Genomic DNA, 23,081 nt, shown 5'->3' with positions numbered 1-23,081 from the left:
AGTTTAGCCCCTACTCGCTCTTACTCAGCAGCGGTTGCTTACCTTAAGCAACTGCTCGTTTGTTGTGTCTTCCGAACCTGCCGCTGCTTGCTCCAGCTTAGTTGTCGTTCTAGCGCGTCAACTACTCACGCAACTAGACAGGTAATTGTCACCGGTTTGCCAAGGCAGTTGACATTCCACAGCATCTAGATAGGCATAGAGCTATCTAGCCCTGGCTCGTTGACATTTTGTCTCCAGCCAATAATCCGAGTAGGCTGGTTGTGTATCACGATGGTTCAGACGAGCGTTCGTGTTCCTACTCATGACCAGCTGCTCGATGGGATTCTCAGTCGGATTCTGAGTTACCCCCTTTTATTCCTGCGTCATGGGTTTGAGGATCAGTCGCCCCCATGAGGAATAGGCTTTCACCACTGCACTTATGGGGATGGACTTGACGAGCTATGGGGCCTAAAATAGGCCGTATTAGCCGCCTCACCATCACGGGAACTCAGTTACAGGCCCAGAGAAGGCTCTAAGTCCTGCGGTCATCCCTAAGCATTTCTACTCATTTCGACCAACGAATCGCACCTATGCATTACACGCATATTTCTTAACATTTGAGAGGCCCTTAAAAGCTAGATCCAGCGGTCTTTTCCAGTCTTGAAGCTATTCAGACTCACATCAAGATCAACGAATTAGGAGAAGTTCTGTAAGGAGTGGAATAAGCGGGAAGAAGAAGCGTGTAGAAAGGTGAATTAGGGAAATTAGGAAAGCGGAAACTGGAAAGCATTGCAGTGAAAGCTTTTGAGAGCCTTTCCCTTAAAAATTAGTAACGAATCTGCAACAAATTTGGAGTGCAGACTCAGAGAGCATATTTACCTAGAACTTACACCAATATTTATTCAGCAGATAAAAATCGAAGAAAGAGCGACTAGAGCGTGAATATGGATGGCAGCAGGCATTAAAAAGTGGCAATCAAGAAGCAGCAGATAGTCAACTCCCGAAGAATTTGCCTAACTTCCGCAGGATATGAAGAGAAATAGGGCAAATAGATGTGGCAGAAAGTGAAACCAGTAGTGTCAAAGGGACTGGACTGGTGCATCTAAAAGGAGCGAAGAATGAGCTGGGTAGAAGCGGAACTGAGTGGAACGGAACTAGGCGATGCGCGGCTCACGAAACGACTGATCGCGATGGTGCAAGCGCTGTACGAGCAGCCGAATAAGAGCGTGCCAGAAGCGAGTCCAGATGTGGCTGCGTTAAGGGGCATGTACCGATTCTGGAGCAATCGACGCATCAAGGCAGAGAGCATTTTGAGTGGCCATCAGATGAGTACCGTGATGCGCTTGAGTGGCCATGAAACGGTCCTGGTGTGTCAAGAGACGAGCGATCTGGTGTATACGACACTGCGCCGTACACGTGGATTAGGTCCTATCAGCGACCCATCAGGCAAAGGGATCAAAGTGCACACAGCCCTATGTGTGAGCGATGCCGGAGTGCCGTTAGGTGTGCTTCAGCAGAAGAGCTGGACCCGCGATATGCAGAGCCGTCGCCCGGGCCGACGGCGAGGAATAGAGGAAAAGGAAAGCTATCGGTGGTTGGAGAGCCTGGAAGCAGTGCAACAGCAAGTGCCCGAAGCAACGAGAGTAATCACGATAGCAGACCGTGAAGGGGATATCTACGAGTTGTTTGCCCACCCGCGCCGAGTCAACTCAGAACTGCTAATCCGCGCAGCGCAAAACCGCAGTACGAAAAGCGAACCAGGCGCAAGCGAGATCAAAGCCCTGTTTGAGGTGATGGAAACGATTGCGGTATCTGGGGAGATGACGATAGCGCTGCAACGAACCCCAAGACGAGCGCCCCGCGAAGCAACCCTGAGTGTGCGATACACGCACCTGTGGCTGCAACCGCCGCAGGGGAAAGGGCATCTGGGCGCTATTCCAATTTCAGTGATATTGGCCAAGGAAGAGAAGCGGCGCGAGAAGGAATCAGCAGTAGAGTGGATGCTGCTGACGACTCTGTCGATAGGAAGCCTAGAGGCAGCGAAAGAGAACCTGAGAAGATATGCTTTGCGTTGGCTGATAGAGCTGAACCAATCACAGCACCCCTATAAGAGGGGACATAAGCGACTCCAGCAGTGCGAATTGGATAAGAATGAATTCGGATAAAGATAGGATTGGATATAGATAAAGTGAGTGAGCGATGGGGATGGGGAAGATCATGAGGTTGATTGACAGGGTGTGTCAAGCGGTGGGTGATCTAGATGACAGGGGTGTTGGTTGCGCCAGCGTTGGCGGGATTCCTCAGAGATAGAACGGTGGCGGAATTGGTGGAGGCGCTCGAGTTCGTGGTCATCGGCCCAGACAATCCATTTGCGGGAGGGCGGCTCAAGTTGGCGAGCCTAGAGAAGACCTTGCCGCAGCCAGCAGTAGAGGGTGACCGGCGGCATTTGGAGTGTGGCAGCTAAATCGGTGAGCCACCATTCGTGGGGCTGGAGTGACGTGGTGGGTAAAGATGGGGGAGCCGGTTGGGTCAAGCCGAGTGAGCGCAGTAAATGCGCCACACTTTGGGCATTAAAAGTGTGGGTTCGTTTGGGAGGACGGAAGCCAGCTTGATTGAGGTCTTGAGCGATTGCATGGGTGGAGAGGCCTTGAGATCGCAGCTGGCGAATGCGGTCGCACAATTGAGGGTAGTAGCTCAACTGAGAGAACTTGGCAACTGGCCGGATCAAGGTCTGGTGGGTTTGGGTGCCACCGTGCCAGTGAAGGGTCAGGTGCACTTGTTCAGAGTTTCCCTGGATCTCAATGACGATGCGCTCGAGGAGTTGACGGATGATGGCTTTGTGCTGATTTGGGGTGGAGGTGGGAGCATCCCAAAGGGCTGGAATATCGAGTGCTAGTTGGCGAATGGCGGCTAGTTCGGTGGCTGAGAGGGTGTGTGGCAGAAGGTGGAGAAAGCGCTCATGCTCTTCTTGGAGCTGCTGTTGAGCGAGGAGTGATTGCTCCCATTGCTGAGCTAACTGACGAGCGACCAATCGATTTTCTGGTTCGAGCAGCCGATAATGTCTCTGAGCGCGATCGGCCTCAAAAGCCGCTCGCTCAAGACGAGATCGCCACAGTTGGTGCAAGTGCTGCCGATCATGTTCGAGTTGAGCAGCGGCTTGGAGGGAGACTTCGAGGGCAGCGGGCTGTAAGGCAGCGAGCACCTGCTGACTGACAAAGTTGTCGATGGATTGGCCTGCGAGATGTTGGCATACTGGCTCAGCGTAGTTAGCGCGACGGGCGTAGCACTGGTAGCTGTAGTGCTGGGGGTTGGTATAACGAACGGCTAAGCGGTTGCCACAGATGCCACAGACCAATAGACCCGACAACAGCGCGGGACCGGAGCGCATGGCTCCTGGCTGGTGTGGCTGTGATTGATTGGCTTGGAGTTGAGCTTGATGGCGCTGAAACTGCTCCCAGGAAATATAGGCAGGAACGTGTTCTTGAATCAGCACATGCCACTGCTGGGGCGGTACGACCACGCGGCCTGTGGCTGGGCGACCGGGCTGTTGTTTTCTTAAATCCGTTTGTCGGCGTCCATAGCTGTAAGCGCCAGCGTAAATGGGATGCTTGAGCAAGCATTGCAAGGTCATACGGTTGGGACGATGCCATTCAAGTTGACCTTTGCCGCGGCCACAGTAGCCACGCATGCCCAACTGAACGTCATGTTGCACGAGATATTGCAGCAGTGCCCCGCTCGTGCCGAGACGCTCAAACTGGCGGAATATCAGCCGGATGACCTGTTGGACCTGCTCGTCAGGATCAAAGCCAATTTCTCCGGTCGGCGTGTAGAGATAGCCTGTGGGCAAGCGGAAGCGGAGTTCACCGCGCTTAGCCTTATTGAGCGTGCCTTGGTGGAGGCGTTGTTTGAGGGTATGGAGTTCAGCCTCGCTCATGGTGCCCTTTAGTCCCAACAGCAAGCGATCGTTATAGTGACTGGGGTCGTAAACCCCGTCGAGGTCGCTGATGAGGCTTTTGAAGAGCGCACAAATTTCGAGGAGCTGATGCCAATCCTTGGACGAGCGAGCCTGGAGATATCGAGACCGAGAATCAGCCCGACGTGATCCAAGCTCACTTCGGCCACGAGTTGCTGAAACCCGAGCCGCCCCTCAATGGAAGTGGCCGACTTGCCGAGGTCTTCATCAATTACGAGAATGCGCTCGCGCGTCCAGCCCAAGGCAATGGCGCGATCGACTAGGCCGTATTGCAGGCGGGTCGATTCTTGGTGCTCGACGACCTGCTGCATTGTCGATTGGCGAACATAGACGACGGCTAAGCGATCGAGATGATGGGGACAGATTTTGTCAAAGCGCCGCCCCTGCCCGTCAAAGAGAAGCTGTTGACTCATTGGTCTCCTCCGGAGGCTGTGGTGTGGCCGAGATCTGAGCTTCGAGCAGTTGCGTGATCAGGTGCAGGAGCTGCTGGCGATTGTGAGCTGGCAGATGCAGCCAAATCAGCGAGAGATCCGGATGTGGAGGCGGGGGGGGAGTGGTCCAGACATGGCGATGTGTCCGTACTTAGGGAATGTGCATTGGGTTCAGTGGTTTGGAATTGAGCGGTGAGCGCAACCAAACCAAGCAGAGCTTCAATTCCCAAGATAGGGGACTGGGAGACTGTTAGTGGTATAGGGGTATTGTGATTGGCAAATTGAACGACTGCATTACGTGCTCAAGAGCGGCTGTGGTGTGGCAGCCTTGCAACTAAAGCGAGAGGAACGACTGTGATCGGCGTGGCAACGTATACGATTGTGGTAATTGCTTAACCCAATAGCCAGTCGGACTGCTGTGCAGTAAGGGCGCGAGAAATGGCATCAAAGGCAGAAATACCCTGGCGCTTAGCCGTGTTGACGAGCGAACGCACCAAAGCGAACAACTCGGCCCCCTAGTCGGAGCGAAAGCCATGGGTGACCTTGCGGAAGACCACGCTTCATCGCAAAGCTTGCTCACTGGAGTTGTTGGTCAGCGGCACCGTCTCATTGTCAAGGAAGAGCAGTAGATGATGGCGAAGCTTGAGGTAGCGTTTGAGCAACTTTTGCCCATTAGCTTGCTTTGGTTTGAGATTGAGGATCTCTCTGAGCCCTCTGAGCCTTGAGCAGTATTGCTTGACGGTAGAGGGAGCTAGTTTTTGTCGTTGCCGTTGCAAAGCGATGGCCCGCAGCAATAGGCGCTTCATCCGAGGCGCGAAAAGATCATTGCCAGCATCATGGCATATTAGCAATCGCCCAGTTGATGGGCCATACACACTTGCCACTGTGCTGCCAGGTGCGCCTTTTGAGAACTGAATAAATCAGAGACCCACACCTGGGGATGGTGGTCTGCTATTACCTCATTAATGAACCCCCTGCCCCCGCTCCGACGAATCACATCAGGCACACCTGCTCGTTTTGAAACACCTATTCCCACTGGTTTTGACTGTCAACGCGAGCTCCGGTTTCATCGCTGCACGCCGAGTTGTACCGCCAACCTTATGACCCAGATGCTCCGGTGGTCTGCCTTGACGAGCGACCAGTGCGGCTCGTTGGCGAGACCCACACCTCCATCCCCGCTGAACCTGGTAGTGCTCTTGGGCACTATGAAGAATACACACAAGAAGGCACCTGTAATCTGTTTGGCTTTTTCCAGCCCTCGCAGGGGTGGTGGTACCTCAAAGTCGACGACTTCCGAGCCCGGTCAACTTCATGGTTAATGTGCTCTACGGCTTGATTGCCTATTGCCACTAACCTAAGACACCCGCTCTCAATCTGGACTTTGCTCTACCACAAGCTGCTTAAACCAAACTGAGGTTAAATTAGAGCCAATAGGGTTGCGATCGCAGGCAGCAGTTTGTTAAAACCCTCCACCAAAGCCGTTGCATCTGGCAGGGTGGCAGCAGTGCCCTTGAGAATTTTGAGAGCGGTTTTGGCCGACTTTTTCAGGGGGCCATCTTCGGGCTTATAGCTGGCTTCAGCCAGGGTCTTGACTTGCTCTAAGGCTTCGGCTTTGTCCTCTTCTGGGAGGGCTGGCTCAGACTCAATGACGCTTTGAAGCTGGGCTAATAAAGCTTTAATTTGAATCTGTTCTTCGGAGGCTTCAGGCAGCTGGCCAATGAGCATAGTCACGCTGCCGCTAATGTCGCCCAGGGCAGACCCTGTGATGGCCTGGTTATCTCCGGCAGCGGCCAAGCCGCTGATGTTGCCCTGCACATCGCCGATTTGGATGTTTCCCTTGCTTTGCGACATAATAAACTCTCCTTGGTTTTGATAGGTTTCGACGTAGAAGCGGGGCTGCTGAATGGCGGTTTCTAGCATGGCTCCCAAGCGGTGGATCTGGCTGTCTTTCTCGGCAATTCCGGCCAGCAGCGCTTGCAAATCGGGGTAGGGTAGGGCCTTGAACTGGCTGTAGTGCTCGAAATACTGGGCGCTAAGCTGGGAACGATCGGCCTGGTCGTTCACCCGCGCCTGCAGCCGAATTTTGTCTTGGCCCCGGCCCTCCAGGGTAAGCACCTCAAGACCTGCCTCTGGGTGCTGGGTAGCAAGCTGCTGCAGGGCCAAGGCCGCTGCGCCAGGATCGAGCCCCTGGTGATGAAACAGGTCGATGGTCTTGTAGGTTTTGGCCACGCTGCGCGGGTCGATATGCTGCTGCTGATACAGGTCCAGGGTTTTGAGAATGGGGGTAATAAAGTCAGCAAAGTCGCCTGGCTGAAAGACTTCAGCCCGGTTGTCAGGCTTGCGGCAGGGATCGGGATCCTTGCGGTCGGGCAGGCGCATGTAGATGTAGTCACAAACCACTTGATCTAGACGAGTTTCAGTCGAGATGCCCCAGTCTTGAATGTAGGCTCCGGTAAAGCAGGCGGTGCTCAGGTTGGCGCGGTAGAGTTGAGCCCGCACTAGCCTGGCGCGAGACAGGTCGGTTTGGGCCAGGTTGGCTTCGCTTAGGTCAGCGCCGATGAAGCTGGCGTCGGCCAAGTGGGCTCCCTGCAAGTTCACCTGCCGCAGGTCTTTACCGTCAAAGGTTTGGCCCTGGCCGTTCTGCGTTATCACTAGCTGACGGGTTTGAGGGTCTGCTAAATAGGTGTGCTCAACGCGGGCCTGGGCGAGTCCGGTGGCGCTAGCCCAGCGGGTGCGGCTGAGGTTGGCACTGCGAAAGTCACTGTGGCTCAGCCTGGCCTGGCTAAAGTCAGCCTCGCTGAGATCTGCGCCTCGAAAGCAGGTGCCCCAGCGGCTGCCGAGGGAGGTTACGAGGGGACCAATGAGCCTGTACCTGGGGTCGCCTCCCTGAGTGCGCAGGCCAACATAGCCAATTAGGACGGCTAGCCCCACTGCGGTCATGGCTGTAATTATGAGGGCATTGCCAACGGCCTCTGGCGGTGCGCCCTGTACCCCTTCCACCCCGCCAGGCAGCGCCCCTAGGGCAAAGGCCAAGCCTGCGATCGCAAGCCCCACGCCCCACTGCGGCACCAGCCCCAGCAGCATTGCCAGCACGATTGCCCCCAAAATTACGGCGGCAATCATTCCGGCTAGGGCCATTGCCGTGACTAGTAAGGCCGCGATCAGATCACCTGTGCCCAGAGCAGACACAATTGCAACGGTGGCTGAGGTTGCGATCGCAAATGCCCCCAGCGCGGCCCCTAGCCCCCGGCGCAGCGTTACCCAGACAAAAATTGCCAGCGTCAGCAGCGCCGCCCCAGGAAGCAACCGCTGGCCTGCGGTCGCTGGAGCTTCCAAAAGACTGGTGACAAAGGCGGCAAAAGCGCTGCCGTAGGCCACAATAAACCCGGTCAGGGCCAGCAGCAGCAGCAGCGCAACCCCCAGCCCCAGAACGACTAGAGGCGACAGTCCGGCTCTGACCCCAGTGAAATTCGCCCCAGCTAGCACCGCATTGCTAAAGTTCGCCCCCCGAATATCGGCCCCTCTAAAGTCGGCCTGACGCAGATCTTGCCCGTTGAAGGAACGACCTCGAAGGGATTGGCGGGCATAGCTTCGAGTCATGGCCAGAATTTGCAGTAGGGGATGAACCAAGCGGTGCAGAGCGCTTTAGCGTAAGGTAATTTTAGAGTAGCCCCTGAGTATCATCGCCGCCTCAGCAGCTTTCGCAGCGATTCGTAGATTTCGTAGAGGCCATCGCCCCCTTGAAAAACGTCCTCGTAGACGCACTGCCCGGCATAGAGGTGAATATTAGGATCGACGCCTTGGCAGACCAACGTAGATGGGCCAGCCACAACATCGTTTGCAGGTGCCTCCACTCCAACCCGGGCTAAGGCGGCAGCCGCCATTCGCCGGACTTCGGGATGCTCCTGGGAATTTAGCGCCACGGCACTTAGGCCGTCTACCACAGCAACAGTGTTGGCAGTTAACCCCAAGTTGCCAAGCATGCGGCCCAGGGCAAAGGCGGCGGCGCGACGACGCTGAACCCCATAGTCTTGCAGGGCCACCTGTAAAACAGGCGGCAGCGGTGCTTGGTCGAGCACTGCTAGGAGGGCAGGCGCAGCGGCAGGGCCAATTTGGGCCAGCGCTTCAGCGGCGGCATAGCTAACGTAGAATTGTGGATCTTCTAGGGCCGAGACCAGCCCAGACACGGCTGCTGGGGTGCCAATTTGCCCCAGGGCAGTAGCCGTGTTGCGGCGAACTTCCCAGTCCTCATCCTGCAAGCTTTGAATTAGGCCAGGCACCGCAGTCTCATCAGCGGTTTGCCCCAAAACAGCAGCGGCCTCTGCTCGAGTAAACACTACGGGGCTATCTAGAGCCTGTACCAGCATGGGCACGGCGACTGGAGTATTGATGCGCCCCAGCGCAATAGCCGCACTGCCAGGAACCCAATCATCCTTGTCCTGTAGCTGCTGCATCAGGCCAGGTACTGCTGCCGCTGCCCGCAATTGCCCCAGGGCCTCGGCAGCCTCTTGACGGACAGAAGTATTCTCGTGGCTCAGCAGCATAATTAGAGCGCTAATCGTAGCGTCATCGGCTAAGTATGGGGACAGCAGAATGGCTGCCTCTAAGTCGGGCGCTGGCAAATCTGGGTGGAGCGCTTCAGCTGAGACAGGTGCCACAATGGTACGAGCTGCGGCTAAATAGGCTTGCGCGATCGCAACGAGTCTGTCGTCCGCTGGGCCAATGTACTCGCGGTAATCCCGATAAGTAGCCCGGGGCAAAGGATGTCCTGTGGCACTGGTATTTTGCAGCAGCTCAATAAAAATGGGAATGCCTGTTTCAGGAGGAATCATCTCTATGAGATAAGGAACCACATCACTATCCACCAGAGCTAAAGCGCTGGCCGCTTCCTTGCGGATACGAATGCTTTCCATAAAAGTCTGATGGAAGATCTCCTGGTCGTAAGGCCAGGTCTGCTGTAGGGCTTCTACTAGGAGCGGCACCAATTGCCGTCGGGCCTGAACCAATGGTTCAGACGACTCTTCCATGGAAATTTGGGCAAACGCCTCTAAAACGCATCTGCGCAACAGCCAGTTCTCTTGCTGCAACGCTTCCACCAAGATCTCTACAGCTTCGCTAGAACCAATTCGCCCCAGTGCCATTGGGGCAGCCCGGCAGATAGAGCGAGAGGGGTCTAACCGCAGATCCTCTGCAGTTAGCTCAACAGTGACTGTAGCCCTTTGTAAAGCTTGCTGCAATTCTGGAACGGCAGTTTCTGCGCCTGCTGTGCCCAAAAATTTGGCAGCAGTGGCGCTAATGTCGCTAGATAACGCTGCCGTAAGCGCAGCCACAGAATCTGGGCCAGAAATTTGTCCCAGAGCAGTCGCGGCTGCCTGGCGAATCTCTACACTGTCAGCCTGTAGCTGATTAAGCAAAGCAGGCACAGCCTCAGCCGAGCCAATTTGACCCAAGGCTTTAATGGCATTAAAGCGGGTTGCTTCATCTGGGTCATTCAAAATCATCAGTAGGTCAGGCACAGCCTCCGTTGAGCGCAATTCTCCCAATGCTTCAGCAGCGGTGCTACGCGCCCTTGGGTTAGAGGATTGAAGCGCCCACAGCATAGGGGCTAACCCAATTTGGTGTGTAATCTTCCCCCTCAGCCCGTGGACTAGGCCGCTGTGGTGGAAACGACTAAACTGTAGATGCGCCAGGGTATCGGGTTGATTTTTTACGATTTCAACTAAAGATTCAGCAGCAAAGCTACGCACAGCCCAGTTGCCGTCTTCTAGGAGCGTTTGCAGGAGGTCAATTTGTTGACCTAAAGGCGGCACGGAAGCATCAGGAGCAAAGCTATTGTAAATACCTCGCGTTTCTAAAACCTCAAAGAGTCGGGGCAGGGCGGCACCAGTCTTCGGTTCTAACTGCGCCAGCGCTATGATCGCGCTAGCCTGTACGCTTTCGTCTTCGTCCTTTAGAGCTTGAAGCAGGGCATCTACCCCCTCTGTATAACCCATCTGCCCCAGCGCTCTGGCGGCGGCAAAACGCACTGCGGGATGGTCGTCTTGCAGTGCGCCTAAGCTGCCAGCCCTGCCTGTAAGGGCAGGAACGGCGTGAGCCGCCTCAGGGCTGAGTTGCCCCAAAAGGTAAGCCGCTGCTGCTCGCTGCTGCCAGTCTAGGTGCTTTAATGCTGCCAGCAGAGTAGGTACCGTCTCAACGCCGCAAGTCGCCAGGTCTGCGGAGGCAAACGTGCTTTCTAAATCGACAGTAGACTCCGACAGCAAGAGCGGGCAAGCCGCAGCCTGGGCGCTGGCAGGGCTACTCAGCAGGAAGAGAGTTGCGATCGCAACTGCTGAGGCTCCCGCTGAGAATTTTGAATAGGGGGAGACAACCATAGGCCCAGCTTACCTTCGATTACTTTGTCTGGCGGCATTAAGCTTCAGGTGGCGCAGCAGGGGCTGCGGGGGGCAGCGGCGCAAACAGGTAACGGCAGTCTACGGCTTGGATTTTACCCTGGTCATCCTCAGCAATCAGGGCCAGGGGCGCGTAGTAGTGCTTGACGCCGTGGGGCGGCAGCGCCTGGGGCGTGGGTTTAGCACCCGGCATCTGCTCCTGGGGCCACTCCACATTTCCAGTAGCGGTGCGGGCAGGGACTAGCCAGTAGTCGCCGGGGCGGTAAGTGCCCGGCTGAAACTGAACCTGCACACCGTTTTCTAGGGTTTGCCAGCGGTCATCTCCGGCTTCGGTAAACTGAATCGGCAGGGCTCCATCGGCAGCAATGGCGCTGCCGCCTAGACTGGGGTTGCTCGCTTTATGATCCCAACGGCGCAGGGCGGGGTGAAGTTTGCGATCGCGCCCTGTAGTCCCGTCAGGCGGTGCGCTTAACGTTACCTGTAGGGTGATCAGATCAATTTTTTTCACTTGAAGCAATGGCTTAGGCTCATTGCGATAGATGTAGGCATCGTCAATGACCTCGACCCAATCACCCTCTCTGAGGCTAAAGCGGCTGTCGTAGCCCAGGTGCTCCAGGGTCACTACCTGGCCAAGGGCCGAGGCAATAGGAAAGACTACAGCGCTGTTTTCCCGCGACCATTTGAAGGTGGGCTCGTCGCCGCCCGTGTGGACTTCAACCCGGTAGAGCTGGTTTTCGGCCCCTCGGTAGCGGGAGTCGGGAGCAACGGTGCAAGGGTCGTGGGGAGCGGTCGTGCTGTTTTTGGCGGCTCTGGCTTTGAGCGTGGGACCCTGTTCATCAGCGCGGCCTAAGAGTCGTTTGAGCATATCTGGATCAGTTTTGAGGCGCTCTGCCGCTTGATTGATCAGAGCAAAAAGCTCTCCTTCGTCAGGCTCATCCTCTCCAATTTGGGCATTGGGATCGAGTACTCGCCGCAGATCGGTATCAGACTCGCTGAGGATCCGGGGAGTATGCCTGACCTGCCAGATCACCTTCGAGCGAGTAGCGGTGTCAGGGCCACCCAGGGCCACCTCACGAATGCTGGCACCGGAGTCGCCATCCTGCGTATGATCCACATGGCGCTCCCAGACATCCAGGTAGACCAGGAAAGGAAAATCGGGGTAGTCATACTCGGGAGTTTGGGAGAAATAGGGCTGCTTCTCAAAACTGGTGTTTGTGTCGTTCTCGCAGAGCAATCCTTCTAGGTAGTAGCGGCCTTTACTAATGGTTAAGTCCCTGAGATTAGTGCCGTTCAAATCGATCCCAATCTCAAAGCCAGGAGCTGCCGCAGGCACGCCGTAAGGGCCAATCAGGTCGGTGGCCAGGGTCTGGAGGTAGTGCAGCAGAATGGAAACCTGCTCGTTAAAGTCGGCATCGATCTGCACCCGTCCTTGCTGCATCAGCACCCGCAGAAACTGCTTTTGGGGGCTGTAGGTATCGCGGGTAATGTCGCCTCGAAGTTCTCCTTGCATGGTGATGGCTCCTAGTTAGCGTAGAGGATGGCGGCGGTCATGCCGCTGGGGGTAAATTCGTTCAGGCGGGCTTCTAGATTGGCGGCGCGCTGGGGCTGAAACAGGTGGTGAAACACGCCCATTTCCGATTCGTCGTCGGCTCCCCGCGTAATCTCAATCGGGCAGTGGAGAGAGAGCTGACCGTAGGCAGGGGTGCCATAGCGGGTACTGGTAAAGCGGGGACGAACCCGGTCTTCCTCCTGCTGTCGGGCATCGGCTAGAGCTTCATTTGAGGGCGGTTCTGCCTGAGCCATAAGGGATTGCTCCACGGCGGCAATAGCCAAATCGGGCTGGCAGCGGAAGCGGCGCGGAGTGCGTGAGCCCCTGATGTAAGCGCAGAAACGCATGCAGCCAATTTGCGATCGCGCCACGGTGATCTTGCCTTCAAAGATGCTGTTTTCAGCCAGCTCAATGGCGTGGGTCTGCACCTGCCCAAACACGGTGCTGCGCAGAATCCGCAGGGTGGCGTGGGCCACCGGGCAGCCGGGGGCACCAACCGCTTCGAGCCTCGAACTGGTGGCATCGAGTAGGCTGTCGCGAATTTCAATCGCCACCGGGTCGGTCTCGACCTCGTCGTGGTTGAGCTGGATCGAGCCGAGGATGGTGCGATCGCACATTACCCTGCCGTGGAAGTTGGTTAGCTCTAAGCTCGGTTCAGCAGGGCGGCGCGGGTCGCAGTTGGCCTCTAGACCCCAGCCGGGAACCAGGGTGCAGTGGCGAATAGAGAGGTAGGCCTGTTCCTTGAGGTCAGATCCCACGGAAGTCTGAGCGGCTGGGGGCTGAATGTTCACCGTTGGGGCCTCCCCATACTCCAGATCTGGAGCCTCTGGCACCTGACTTACCCGAATGCCGCGCCCAGTGACCATGAGACCATCGAGCAGGAGGTGGCTGCCAGGGTGGAGCGCCACGCTGACGGCATCGGGCATGGCGGTGTACCAGTTGAGCAGCCGCAGGACGGGCCGCCTGTGGTTAGCGGCGCGAATTTGCAGGCTCTGGCCTGATCCAACCTCCAGGTTGAGCTGCTCAACGTAGACACCGCTATCCTCAATCTCGATAGCGGCCTGGCGGGGCCGCTCGACCCGCCACTGGGCAATGGCAGCGGTGAGGGTGTCGAATCGGGGCGAGTCGTCGTCTGGCTCAGGACCAGCGGCAGCGCCCAACACCTGCCGCACTCGATAGGTTCTGGTCATCCTCGCTAGGCTATCGGGGTAAGCAATTTCCAGCAGCCAGCGGTTGACCCCTATCAACTCGCTGCCCGTGGGCTCTTGCAGGATGATTTCCCACAGGCGACGCGGCAAATCCCGGATCACAAAGCGGTTGTCTTCGTACAGCCTGACTACCGCCATTTGCGCGTTGAGTTCGTTGAGAATGACCGAGAGCAGCCCCGGCGCTGGGGGTTCGCTCACGTCTTGGGCCTCTAGCTGAGTTTGGGTGGTGGGGGAGAGGTGCGATCGCAAATAGTCCGACAGCGCCGAAGACCGCTTCAGGTCAATCAGCCACTGAGCCACATCTTTAATATCTGAAACGCTCAGCAGCGGGCGATTTACAAACGACGCCAGATCTCGGTCGTACTCACCGCCACCTATGTCGGAACTAAAGCCGTAGTGGTAGCTCACTACCACCCCGTACCGAGGCAACTGGCTGGGCGGAAAGACAATGCGTCCCAGCTCCGGATCGACCGCCACACAGCCGGGGCGAGGCCGATACTGCCAGCCGCTCAGGTCAGCAGGCACAATTCTGTGGGCCGCAATTGGCACGATGGCGGTGCTGCCGTGCCAGCCCGGTGCCCAGATCGCCAGCGACTTGCCCTCACCGTAGTAAGCTAGGTTCGCCATCTTTTCGTTATCGGAATCGGGCACTGGAACTTCAAACATGCGGCGGCGAATCGGCACGGGCAGATTCAGCTCATCGGCAATGTGGGTCGGCTCCGCCTCGGGTTTGGGGCGGGTGTAGAGCGCCGTGTCGTTCCCCAGCACGCTAAAGGTGTAGCAGTGCGGCCCCACCTCTTCGCGGCAGTAAGCCGGGGTTTGGGTCACCGAGTAGGGCCGTAGCCGCCAGACAAATAGCCCCACATTGGGCAGGTTGTAACGACCCACATTGGGCTTGGCGGTAATGCGGCGCACCTCCACGGTATGGGCCAAGGGGTCAAACGGCCCGTTCAACCGCGACAGCGCCTCCCCCTGCCGCAGATCCACCGTGCGGCCCTGATCCGGGCGCTGGTGGTTAAGCCCCTGGTTCCAGCCCAGCAGTTGGTAAAACTCCACCGCCCGTGCAGGCCAGCCCGCCACATCGTGGGCCAGCAGCTCCAGTAGGGCCAGAGTACCCTTGCGGCGGCGGTAGCGCAGGGTGTTGGCCACCTCCCGCCGGGGCACCAGCACCCGGTTGCGCGCCTGCCCTTTGGGCGTGGCAATATCGCCAGGGGTGCCCGCTGCCGCTACCGACCGATAGCCAATCAAATCGGCAATGTAGGGCACGACCCAATCCTCACAGGTTTCGATGAACCAGTTGCGGTAGAGCTGGTCCATGTCACCTTCCACGGCATCTACCTGCTCCGAAATCACCTGCAGCAACGCCCGCAAGGGTTCCCCGACTTCGGCGTCGCGGTGACGGTAGATAGCGGGCAAAAGTTGGTACAGTCGGTCAGGGTTCGAGCCCTGACCAGAGTTGCTCTGGGCGCTCAAGGGAGAACTCATAGGGTTATTTCCTCCAGCTTCAGGGTTTCGGGCAGGTTAGGGCTGAGAATGGCGAGCTGGGCTGGCCGAATGGTCAGGCTGTCGTCCTCACTGACCTGGGCCAGACTGGCTGTGATTCTGGGACGCGGCTGAGGGGCGAGCGCTTCTAGCGCCGGGGATGATGCCTCTAGGGATAACGCCTCTAAATTTGAGTCCTCTGGCGAGGAGGAACCTGAGGAGGAGGAGCCTGAGGAGAAGGGCTCTGGATTAATCGGAGAGGCCCCTTCCTGTGTAAACAGGTCTGGCTGGGCGAGCTGAAGCAGCTTGTTCGCCAACCTGTCAGGGTCTTCCGCCTCGGTTTCAGAAACGCTGTCGAGAATGTCTACATCCACGTAGTCCACCCCCGGGACTTGGTGGATGGTGCTGATCACCTCGCTCATCAGCACGTCCTGCCCCAGGTCTCGCCGCTCAAAGCTGAAATAGTCAAACAGCGCCGCTTCGATAGCTACCTTGACCGGCTCCCAGAGGTAATCGGGCAGGATGCGCACGCGGACGGAAATCAGCAAAATCATCAGCTCTCGCAGATCAATCTGCAGCGGTTGATAGGGGTCGCCAAAGCGACGCAGCGCCCGCCAGAGATTGCGATACAGGTCGGAGTTTTTCTCAATGGGGATGTTGTCTGCCCCGGCGATAGTCAGATGAATCAGCTCGCGGCGACCGTTGGAGAGGGCCTGGGCATCGGCCTTGGCGATGCCAGCGAAGGTGCGCACAAAGTCGGCGTAGTCCTGCACCGAAACCAGTCGATCGAGGGCCATCACCGCCATCGGGGCATTGCGCTTGGCCTGCAGCAGAGTTTCCCGGTTGGCCCCACCCGTGGCTGGCAGCGGGTTGATCACCCCTTTGACCCCCAGGGGCCGCGTTGCCAGCAGCTTGATCTGCTCGGCCTTGACGTTACCCACCTGGCCAATGCCGTCGCGGTAAACCGCTTTAACGTTTTCGCTGCCGCTGGGCAGCCGCGCCCCTTGCACCCCATCACCAAAGACCACCGTGGTTTTGTCATCGTCGTCGGTGCGGGTGATGAAGCCATGATCGGTGTCTTTGGCCCAGGCTAAATTCTCGACCTCTTGCCACTTCACGTCGTTGACCCGCACTTCCAGGGTGCTCTCAACGCCTTCGCGGGTCGGCGCAGAAAGGTAGGTGAGGGGCGGTTTGCTAAGGGCAAACTGCTGCAAAGCCTTGCTGCCGTCGCCGCTGCCGAGCACTTCCCCGCGGGTTTCGCCGTGGGTGGCTTTGACTACGTTGCCGTGGATAGTGACGGTGTCGCGCTTGTACTGGTAAGCCAGAGGCTGGGCGAGCTGTAAAAAGCTGTGAGGCGTATCGCCGGGAAGATCAATCAGTTGGGGCTGAACGGGGGCTTCTTCGCCCCCCTCTCCGCCTTCGGCAGCAGGAGCTAAGTTAGCGTCCGGTGTTGCAGGACTCATCTCTACCTGGGCGACTCCCTGGCGCACCCCAGCCAGCATGACCAGCTCACTGGCTCGCACGCCCTGGGCTCCGGGAATATCGGCTCGCTCGCCCGATACAATCAGCCAGCGACCCGGCTTGAGCCCGTCGTAGAGCTGAGCCAGCTCAATCTCAAATGGCTCGTCAGCGTTTGCATCCATCCTGCCGATAGGGTTATTAACGGGATCGATGACTTCCTCCGCAACGTCGAGCGGCTCACTCTGAGCATAGAGAGTCGTTTGCCGCAGAGTTGCTAAGGTGCGATCGCTCGCATCCAGCCACGGCTGGTCTAAGGTGAGCTGGGTAACTTTTCCGGTGATGCCGTACTCCGCTTTAGAAATCGCCTGAGTTCCAAGCACCCTGCTAACTATCTGCCGATCTGGGCGGTTGATGACGACCCAGCTTCCCGGCAAAATCTGGTCATACTGAGCATCTAGCGCTAGAGTCTTCTGAGCGACGGGGCCAGCAGTGGCTTCAAATTCGACTCGGATTTCGAGGGGGTTGTCGACGCGCAGGCCGCCTTGCACCGTTAAAATCAGGCCGTTGACAGTCTCCCTGAGCACTCTTCCAGGGCTAAAAGAGCGGCTTAGCACTGTGCCGTTAATCGCTTGGACAGTGAGGCGGCTGCGATTGTTGGCAAATCCGATGACTCGAAACTCATACTGCAGCTCACTAATCCCAAAAATCAGCTGCATAAGCTGGTTTTCGAGCATCAGGGGCGACTCTAACACTTTCACCTCCAGGGGAGTTGCTGCCGTTTGTCCTTCAAGGAGAAGGATTTGATAAGCACTTCCAGCCTTGAGCGCCACTGGGGTATTCAGAGAGATGAGCTGATTTCTCAGCGTTGTCTCGATGCTGAGGGTATAGGTTCCCGAAGCGGAGGTCTGGGTCGCGATCGCAAAGTTCCCAAAGGTAAGCGGCTCATTATTTGCCAGCAACCCCTCCTGACCCAGGCGAACCGTCGCGGTTCCTAGGTTCGTCGCTGCATGCAAGACTTTCACCTGGAGGGTGCGGTCGATCGCTGCAGCATCGGGCTCCACAACAACTTGATTTTGGGAAAACTCGTCGCCAGGGCTTGGTGGTATAGCGATCACAGCGTAGGCTTGTCCTGGGGTTGCCTCAACCGTGAACGACTGTCTGATGAAGCCCTCTCCCTGCTCTCCGGTATTGAAGACCTGAATAGCAAGCTCGATAAGGGAAGTGCCTTCGGTCATCGACTGGGTCGGTACGGGCACAACCTGATAGTCGGTTGCCGACAGCGGCTCAACGTTCTCAAAGAGCACCTGCTCGTTGACTTGGACATCGACCCGTCCCACTCCAGGAACTGCATGAATAAAGCGAACCTGAATCCCTTGAGGATTCATGGAGGCACTCAGATAGGTGGTGGTTTGCCCAAGCGGGGTTGTAACGCGCGGGCTATTGAAGGGTAGAGCGATCGGCAGTGGCGGGGAGGCTGCGTCTTCCTGAGTAGTAGCGGCCAAAACGTTAAGGGTGGCAGGAGAAGGGTTACTTGTCGGGGCTCGTCCTTCGGCGGGTGTGATATGGCTTCTCCAAACAATTTCAGAGGGCCTAGTCAACGGCCACTCCTCGTAGCGAATTGGGTGCCCCTGGTTGTTCTCGTAAACAGGTTTGAGGGGAGCGTTGTGGCCAAAAAGCGACGCTTTTATGCCGAATTTTTCGATAGTTTGAACCGTGGCAAGGCCGCTCTTGGGCTCGACAGATGTACTGCCCCAGGCTGAGTAAAGGGTAGGTCTAAGGGCAGGGTTAAGGTTGACCAGCAGCTGGGAGGCGATGTCGATGGCGGGAGCAAACGCCTGGCTTTGAGAGCGCTTTAGCTGTTTGGCATTTGCGGGGGGCAGCGACGGTGGCTGGGAGAGCGCCTTAATCGCTGCCTGGGTGAGGGTGGGTAGGGCTCGGCTAATGCGCCCAGTCGCGGCCTCTAGCTGAGTGCGAGTATCAGTTGAAAATGGAGAGAAATTGGTTGTCCTGATGAAGGCGTTCGGTGAGGCACTGTTGGGCGCGGCTGCGCTCGGGTTTGCTTCAACGGGATCGATTAGTTCGCCCTCAATCGGGGCAGGAGGCAGCTCAGTCGCTAGCGGCAGCAGTTTGACTTGGGTGCGCCGCTTGTCTGGGCTCACCTCAACAGCCCGGATTTGCCGCACCACCTGCTGGTCCGGTCCATTGCCAAAGACCAGCAGCAGCGGGTCGTTAGCTTTGAGCGTGGGGTCGCTGCCAACAAAATACAGGTCCTGCTTCTGTGCAGCATTGCTCAGAGTGATGAACTGGGGGCGGGTCAGTCTGGGCAGAAGCTGGTTCCACTCGGTGCGGGCTTCCTCGTTCTGCTCGGTCTCAAAGGACTGGGGCATTTCGCCAGGGGCGGGCAGGCTTTGCGATCGCGTCCCTTTAGGCACCCTGGCATTCTCGTTAAAGCCCGGCTCCATGGTGAAAGCTAGGTAGACACTGGCAGCGACTCCAGGGCGCAGTCGGTAACCCACCAGCCGGGCCAACTCCAGCACCGAGCGACGCTCGGTAGCGGTGCGCAGGTAGCCCTCGTTGGCGATGCGCTCCTGGTAAAAGGTGAGCACATCGGCCACTGTGGCCCAAGCGTCGAGCAGTGCGATCGCAGGGTCGTTGCGATCGCGCGTGCGCAGATGGGCTAGGGCGGGCAAGTCGCTGCTGGAGAGTCGGGCCAGTAGGGCATCAAGAAAGGTGGCGTGGGTGCCCAAGCGGTAGCTCAGAGCGTTCAGGCCAGGGCGGTTTCCAGCGCGTCCAGAAAGGGCTAAGGGGCCAGTGCAGCAGTCGCAATTGGGGGTCATCGTCCACCTCGCAGGTGCAGAATGAGCTTGCCGTTGTCAGGGAAATTGGGATCGTTGTCAAGGCGGGCTACCTCCAGCGGACCGATGGGCAGCAGCCCCTGTTCCAGTTCGCCGTTGGGCCCTTCATGCAGTCGCTCTAGCTTGGTAACCACAGCGTTTTCAACGCCAATGAGGGTCTGAGCAGTCGCCACCAGACGACTCAGGGCGATGCCTTCGCCAAAGCTGAGGCGGTCGGGGTGGAAAAAGCCTTTGTCGCCCTTGGCCGTAGTGCCGTTACTGAGGGCCTCCAGCAGGGCCGCCTTGACATGGCCCCGAATGTGGTCGGGCTGCACGCAAACGGTCATTTCCACATGGATCGGCACCGAGATGACAGAGCGTACTAGCACGTCGTGGCCCATGCGGCGGTAGCGGTAGAGGCGCTGTGCGATCGCATCGAGCAGCGCCTGATCCGCTTCGGCTTGACCAATCGGGTCCACCGCCACCAGCACCTCCGGCCAACTGCCCGTCCAGCGCAATTCGGCCGCTGCCCGCTGCACAGACCCAGCAAAGTCACGCATCACTAGATCGGCATAGTCTTGGACCGTGATGGCCCGCTGCAGCTCTCGTCGGAAGGTGCCGGGGGCAAACAGCTTGACCTGCTCCAGCGGCTCTGGGTTAGTGCCGCCCACTGCCGCAAATAGATGGCGCGGCTCCAGGTAAATGCCGCTGTTGACGGAGCTTTGGTGCAATACCACAAAGGCCAGGGTCTCAGCGCCAATGTTGCCGCTCTCACCATTGCCGACCCGATAGGTGGCGGTAAACTTGCTACCCGCTGCAGGCAGAGCACCCAGTTCTCCATCGCCAAATCGCAGGTGGGCTTGTCCGTCATCGTCTAGTTCTGCAACAAAATGCCGATCCAGATTGCCGCTAGCCAGCAGGTCGAGCTGGGGCTGCCAGGTACCTTGCGCATTGTGCAGTGCGATCTGGGGCTTAGCCTGACGGGGATCCTGGCGCAGCATCTGGCTGGCCGGAAGCTTTTGCAGCGGCTGGCTGAAGGTGAGGGGGCTCTGGCGCAGGCTAGGCGTAAAGCGCCCCGGCCCCGGTTGGGCTGGGGTAGGAAAGTTTTCAGCGCTGCACTGGGCGAGCACCGTCTGTGTGGGAACGCGGCCCAGAGATTCACCGCTCACGGTCCGGCCCTGATCGACCAGCACCACATTGCCTCGCGCCACGCTAATCGGGCTCAGCAGTCGGCACTCAGGCGCAGGCCCCACGGCCGAAATACATAGGGAAAACGGCAGAGCATCAGCCACTTCCCACTCAACGTCTACCAGCGGCGCAGGCCGACCCGCCGCATCGGTATAAACCGGATCGGTGGTAGGTATAACCCGCACTAGGCGCACGGCGTAGCGGTGGGCTGGGTTAGCGTCAGCCGCCACGCCTGTAGTCGGCCCCAACACCTCTTCAAGGATCAAGATGTCCCCTGGGGAGAGATGGAGTTTGCGTGTAGGAGAGGGACGTGGTACTGGGTCAGGTTCGCCGCAGCCGTCGACCTGTCTGGAGGGGGTTACCTCTGAGACATCCCATTCATCTAAGAAGGTGGCTGAAGTCGCTCCCTGGGGCAAACAGCACTGGCGATCGCCCCAGGTGTAGAGCTGAATTTCGTTGTGGGCCTCATAAAGGGTAATCTCCTGCTCGCCCAGAGGCTCAAAGACCTCATAGGCGTCGGATGGCACCGACAGCAGGGCTTCACTGCTGAGAATAGTTCCGGCAGCGGGCGCGGTGGGGTAGCGGGTGATGAAGTAGGTATCTGCCGCCTGCAGCGTTTCTTTAGGACTTCCCCGCAACATGATCTGCACCCAGGTGCGAGCGTTGCAGCCTTCGTGCAGAGGGTAGTCGATTAGCCGGGTGTGGCGGCGCACCGAGATCCGCTGGCGAGCAGTATCCAGGTAGGCTTCGGTAGCCACCGCATCCTGGTAGTAGCTGAGCTGATCGCCCACGTAGGCCAGCAGCTCCACCAGGGTAATGCCCAGGTCGGGTACGTGGCGCTCCTGCCAGTCCGGCATCAGCAGACTGAGGCGGTCGAGGATGAGTTGGCGGAAGCTGGCGTAGTCTTTGGCCAGGTAGCTGATTTCTGGCTCCTGGTAGGTCGGCGGCGGGCAGGGTAGCGGCTGACAGTCCAAATCGCTGGGGCAGCCCGCCTTAAAGCTAAAGGTGAGCTGGGCATAGCGGGAGTCGAAGTCGGGGTGGGGTAGATCGGTGGGGCGGCCCTCTTCGTCCAGTGCCACCAAATGAAGCGTGTAGGGCGAAAAGTCCCCCACCCGGTCTACCCGCACAGTGAGGCTGCTGTCGAGGGTTGAATCGTGTTGCAAGCTGAGATCCAGCCCTGTTACCTGAAGGTTGCGGATGCGGGCTCCGCCCTTGATTTGAAAGTTCTCTGGCCGCAAATCTTGAGGCACTGGTCCAATGAAATAGACCGTGAGCGATCGCAAGTTCTCACCCACCTCCAGGTAGTCCAGCCCGTTGCGCCCTTGGCGGCGAACGGCATGGCGGCGCTGCTCATTCTGGCAGGTCAAGGTGTTTGGGGTCAGGTGGGTCGGGGTCATAGCGCACCTCGCTCGAAGACGTCCTGGCGCTGCTCACCTGTGCGGCGCACGCTGTACTGCACCACTATGCGCAGAGTCGAGTCCTGGCTTTGCACCTCCAGCCCCTGCACCTCAATCAGGTCGCCCAGCCAGCGCTGCAGGGCTGCTTTTAGAGTGAACTGCAGGGCCGTGGCCAGTTCGGGGCTGTTGGGGGCAAAGATGAGCTGCAGCAGACCGCTGCCGAACTGGGGCCGATTCACCCGCTCCCCCGGATTTGTAAACAGCAGTTGCTCAATCAGGTTGCGAATGTGGCCATCTGCAGAGGGGGCAGCGGTGCGCCCCAGAGCGTCGAAGCGAAACGGAAAATCCAAATTAGTTGCCATTACATCCCCTTCACCCGAAGTTGGGTCATTGCAATGTTGAGCCCCGTACCTGTAGGCGCACAGATGGCCTGGCTGTCCTGCAGCAGCACGGGCACCCCGCTAGCGCGAACCCGCGTGGCCGCTGTAATCCACTGGGCAGTAACGCAGGGGCCATTACCCGCCGTGGGCGGTGGTAGGGTGCAGCCCGCCACCGTGTAGCTGCTGGACTGGGTAACAATCGGCTGGCCGCTGACTTTGACTCTGGGGTTGGCAACCACAGGCTGCGCCTGCCCCGCGTGCATGCACAAAACCGTTGCCCCTTGATGAAGTAGATAGCCCGGCATTAGGTCACCTCCAGCGCGCCATTGTTAAAAGAAATCTGCGGCCCGGTAAGCTGAATGCTGCCCTGGCCGTTGCTGATCTCAATGCCCGTGGCCGTCAGGGCAATTTTCATGCCCGCCGTGGTTTCCAGGGTGATGCCGCCAATGCCGGGAGTGTCGTCGAGGGTGAGGGTACCAACATCGGTTTTGAGCACCTTGACGGCGGGTAGGGCAGGCGTGGCGGGCACTTCTCCCTGAGCCCAAAAGCACCCCGTCCAGATTGGGTACTCCGGGCTGCCCCCTTCAAACTCAATCCACACGTGGGCACCCGTTGGCGGCACCAGAAACAGCCCTACCTGATTACCGCCATAGGGCAGGGCGGGCAGGGCCCAGCCGCTCTCCTGGTCGCCGTAGATGTCGGGTACCTTGGCCCGGATGCGGCCCAAAAACAGAGGGTCTTGATTGTCGCTAACGATGCCGCGATATTTACCGTAGAAAGGGGGGCCTTGGGGGGTCATGGCGGTGCTCC

The 23,081-nt window shown here is 58.2% G+C and carries 12 protein-coding genes; 1 reads left to right on the top strand and 11 read right to left on the bottom strand.

The genetic code is table 11. From position 1 onward, the window contains the following. The first annotated feature begins 1,097 nt into the window (after nt 1-1,097). On the top strand, nt 1,098-2,144 hold the full coding sequence (locus H6G13_RS28245; protein WP_190489141.1) for an IS4 family transposase: 1,047 nt from the start codon (nt 1,098-1,100) through the stop codon (nt 2,142-2,144). A 233-nt stretch (nt 2,145-2,377) separates the two neighbouring features. Here the strand turns inward: H6G13_RS28245 and H6G13_RS29710 are convergent, their stop codons facing one another. From H6G13_RS29710 to H6G13_RS28190, 11 genes are all read right to left on the bottom strand, one after another. Continuing rightward, nucleotides 2,378-3,913, bottom strand: coding sequence for a recombinase family protein (locus H6G13_RS29710; protein ID WP_347277548.1), 1,536 nt, complete (start codon nt 3,911-3,913; stop codon nt 2,378-2,380). A gap of 8 nt (nt 3,914-3,921) precedes the next feature. Then, nucleotides 3,922-4,365, bottom strand: coding sequence for a recombinase family protein (locus H6G13_RS29705; RefSeq protein WP_347277547.1), 444 nt, complete (start codon nt 4,363-4,365; stop codon nt 3,922-3,924). A gap of 1,434 nt (nt 4,366-5,799) precedes the next feature. Then, the gene (locus H6G13_RS28230; RefSeq protein ID WP_190489139.1) at nt 5,800-7,983 is read right to left on the bottom strand and encodes a pentapeptide repeat-containing protein; all 2,184 of its coding nucleotides are present in this window, start codon (nt 7,981-7,983) and stop codon (nt 5,800-5,802) included. A gap of 80 nt (nt 7,984-8,063) precedes the next feature. Then, nucleotides 8,064-10,754 carry a HEAT repeat domain-containing protein gene (locus tag H6G13_RS28225; RefSeq protein ID WP_190489138.1) on the bottom strand — a complete coding sequence of 897 codons (2,691 nt, stop codon included), beginning with the start codon at nt 10,752-10,754 and terminating at the stop codon, nt 8,064-8,066. Between the two features lie 37 nt (nt 10,755-10,791). Continuing rightward, nucleotides 10,792-12,282 (bottom strand): DUF6519 domain-containing protein, encoded by a 1,491-nt coding sequence (locus H6G13_RS28220; protein WP_190489137.1) that lies wholly within the window; start codon nt 12,280-12,282, stop codon nt 10,792-10,794. An 11-nt stretch (nt 12,283-12,293) separates the two neighbouring features. Then, nucleotides 12,294-15,014: a hypothetical protein gene (locus H6G13_RS28215; RefSeq protein WP_190489136.1), complete on the bottom strand. Its 2,721-nt coding sequence runs from the start codon at nt 15,012-15,014 to the stop codon at nt 12,294-12,296. Then, a complete protein-coding gene (locus H6G13_RS28210) occupies nt 15,011-19,309 on the bottom strand; it encodes a putative baseplate assembly protein (RefSeq protein WP_190489135.1) in 4,299 nt (1,432 codons plus the stop codon). Before H6G13_RS28210 ends, H6G13_RS28215 begins: the two co-directional genes overlap by 4 nt. Then, a complete protein-coding gene (locus H6G13_RS28205) occupies nt 19,306-21,891 on the bottom strand; it encodes a putative baseplate assembly protein (protein WP_199306946.1) in 2,586 nt (861 codons plus the stop codon). The genes H6G13_RS28210 and H6G13_RS28205 overlap by 4 nt, the downstream gene beginning before the upstream one ends. Continuing rightward, nucleotides 21,888-22,253 carry a GPW/gp25 family protein gene (locus tag H6G13_RS28200; protein WP_190489134.1) on the bottom strand — a complete coding sequence of 122 codons (366 nt, stop codon included), beginning with the start codon at nt 22,251-22,253 and terminating at the stop codon, nt 21,888-21,890. The genes H6G13_RS28205 and H6G13_RS28200 overlap by 4 nt, the downstream gene beginning before the upstream one ends. Continuing rightward, on the bottom strand, nt 22,253-22,576 hold the full coding sequence (locus H6G13_RS28195; protein ID WP_190489133.1) for a hypothetical protein: 324 nt from the start codon (nt 22,574-22,576) through the stop codon (nt 22,253-22,255). Before H6G13_RS28195 ends, H6G13_RS28200 begins: the two co-directional genes overlap by 1 nt. Further along, entirely contained in the window at nt 22,576-23,070 is a 495-nt protein-coding gene (locus tag H6G13_RS28190; protein WP_190489131.1) for a phage baseplate assembly protein V, read from the bottom strand. The genes H6G13_RS28195 and H6G13_RS28190 overlap by 1 nt, the downstream gene beginning before the upstream one ends. Nucleotides 23,071-23,081 lie beyond the last annotated feature (11 nt).

Source organism: Pseudanabaena sp. FACHB-2040 (assembly GCF_014696715.1).
GTDB lineage: Bacteria > Cyanobacteriota > Cyanobacteriia > Phormidesmidales > Phormidesmidaceae > JACVSF01.
This window is presented reverse-complemented; position numbering and strand designations above follow the sequence as displayed.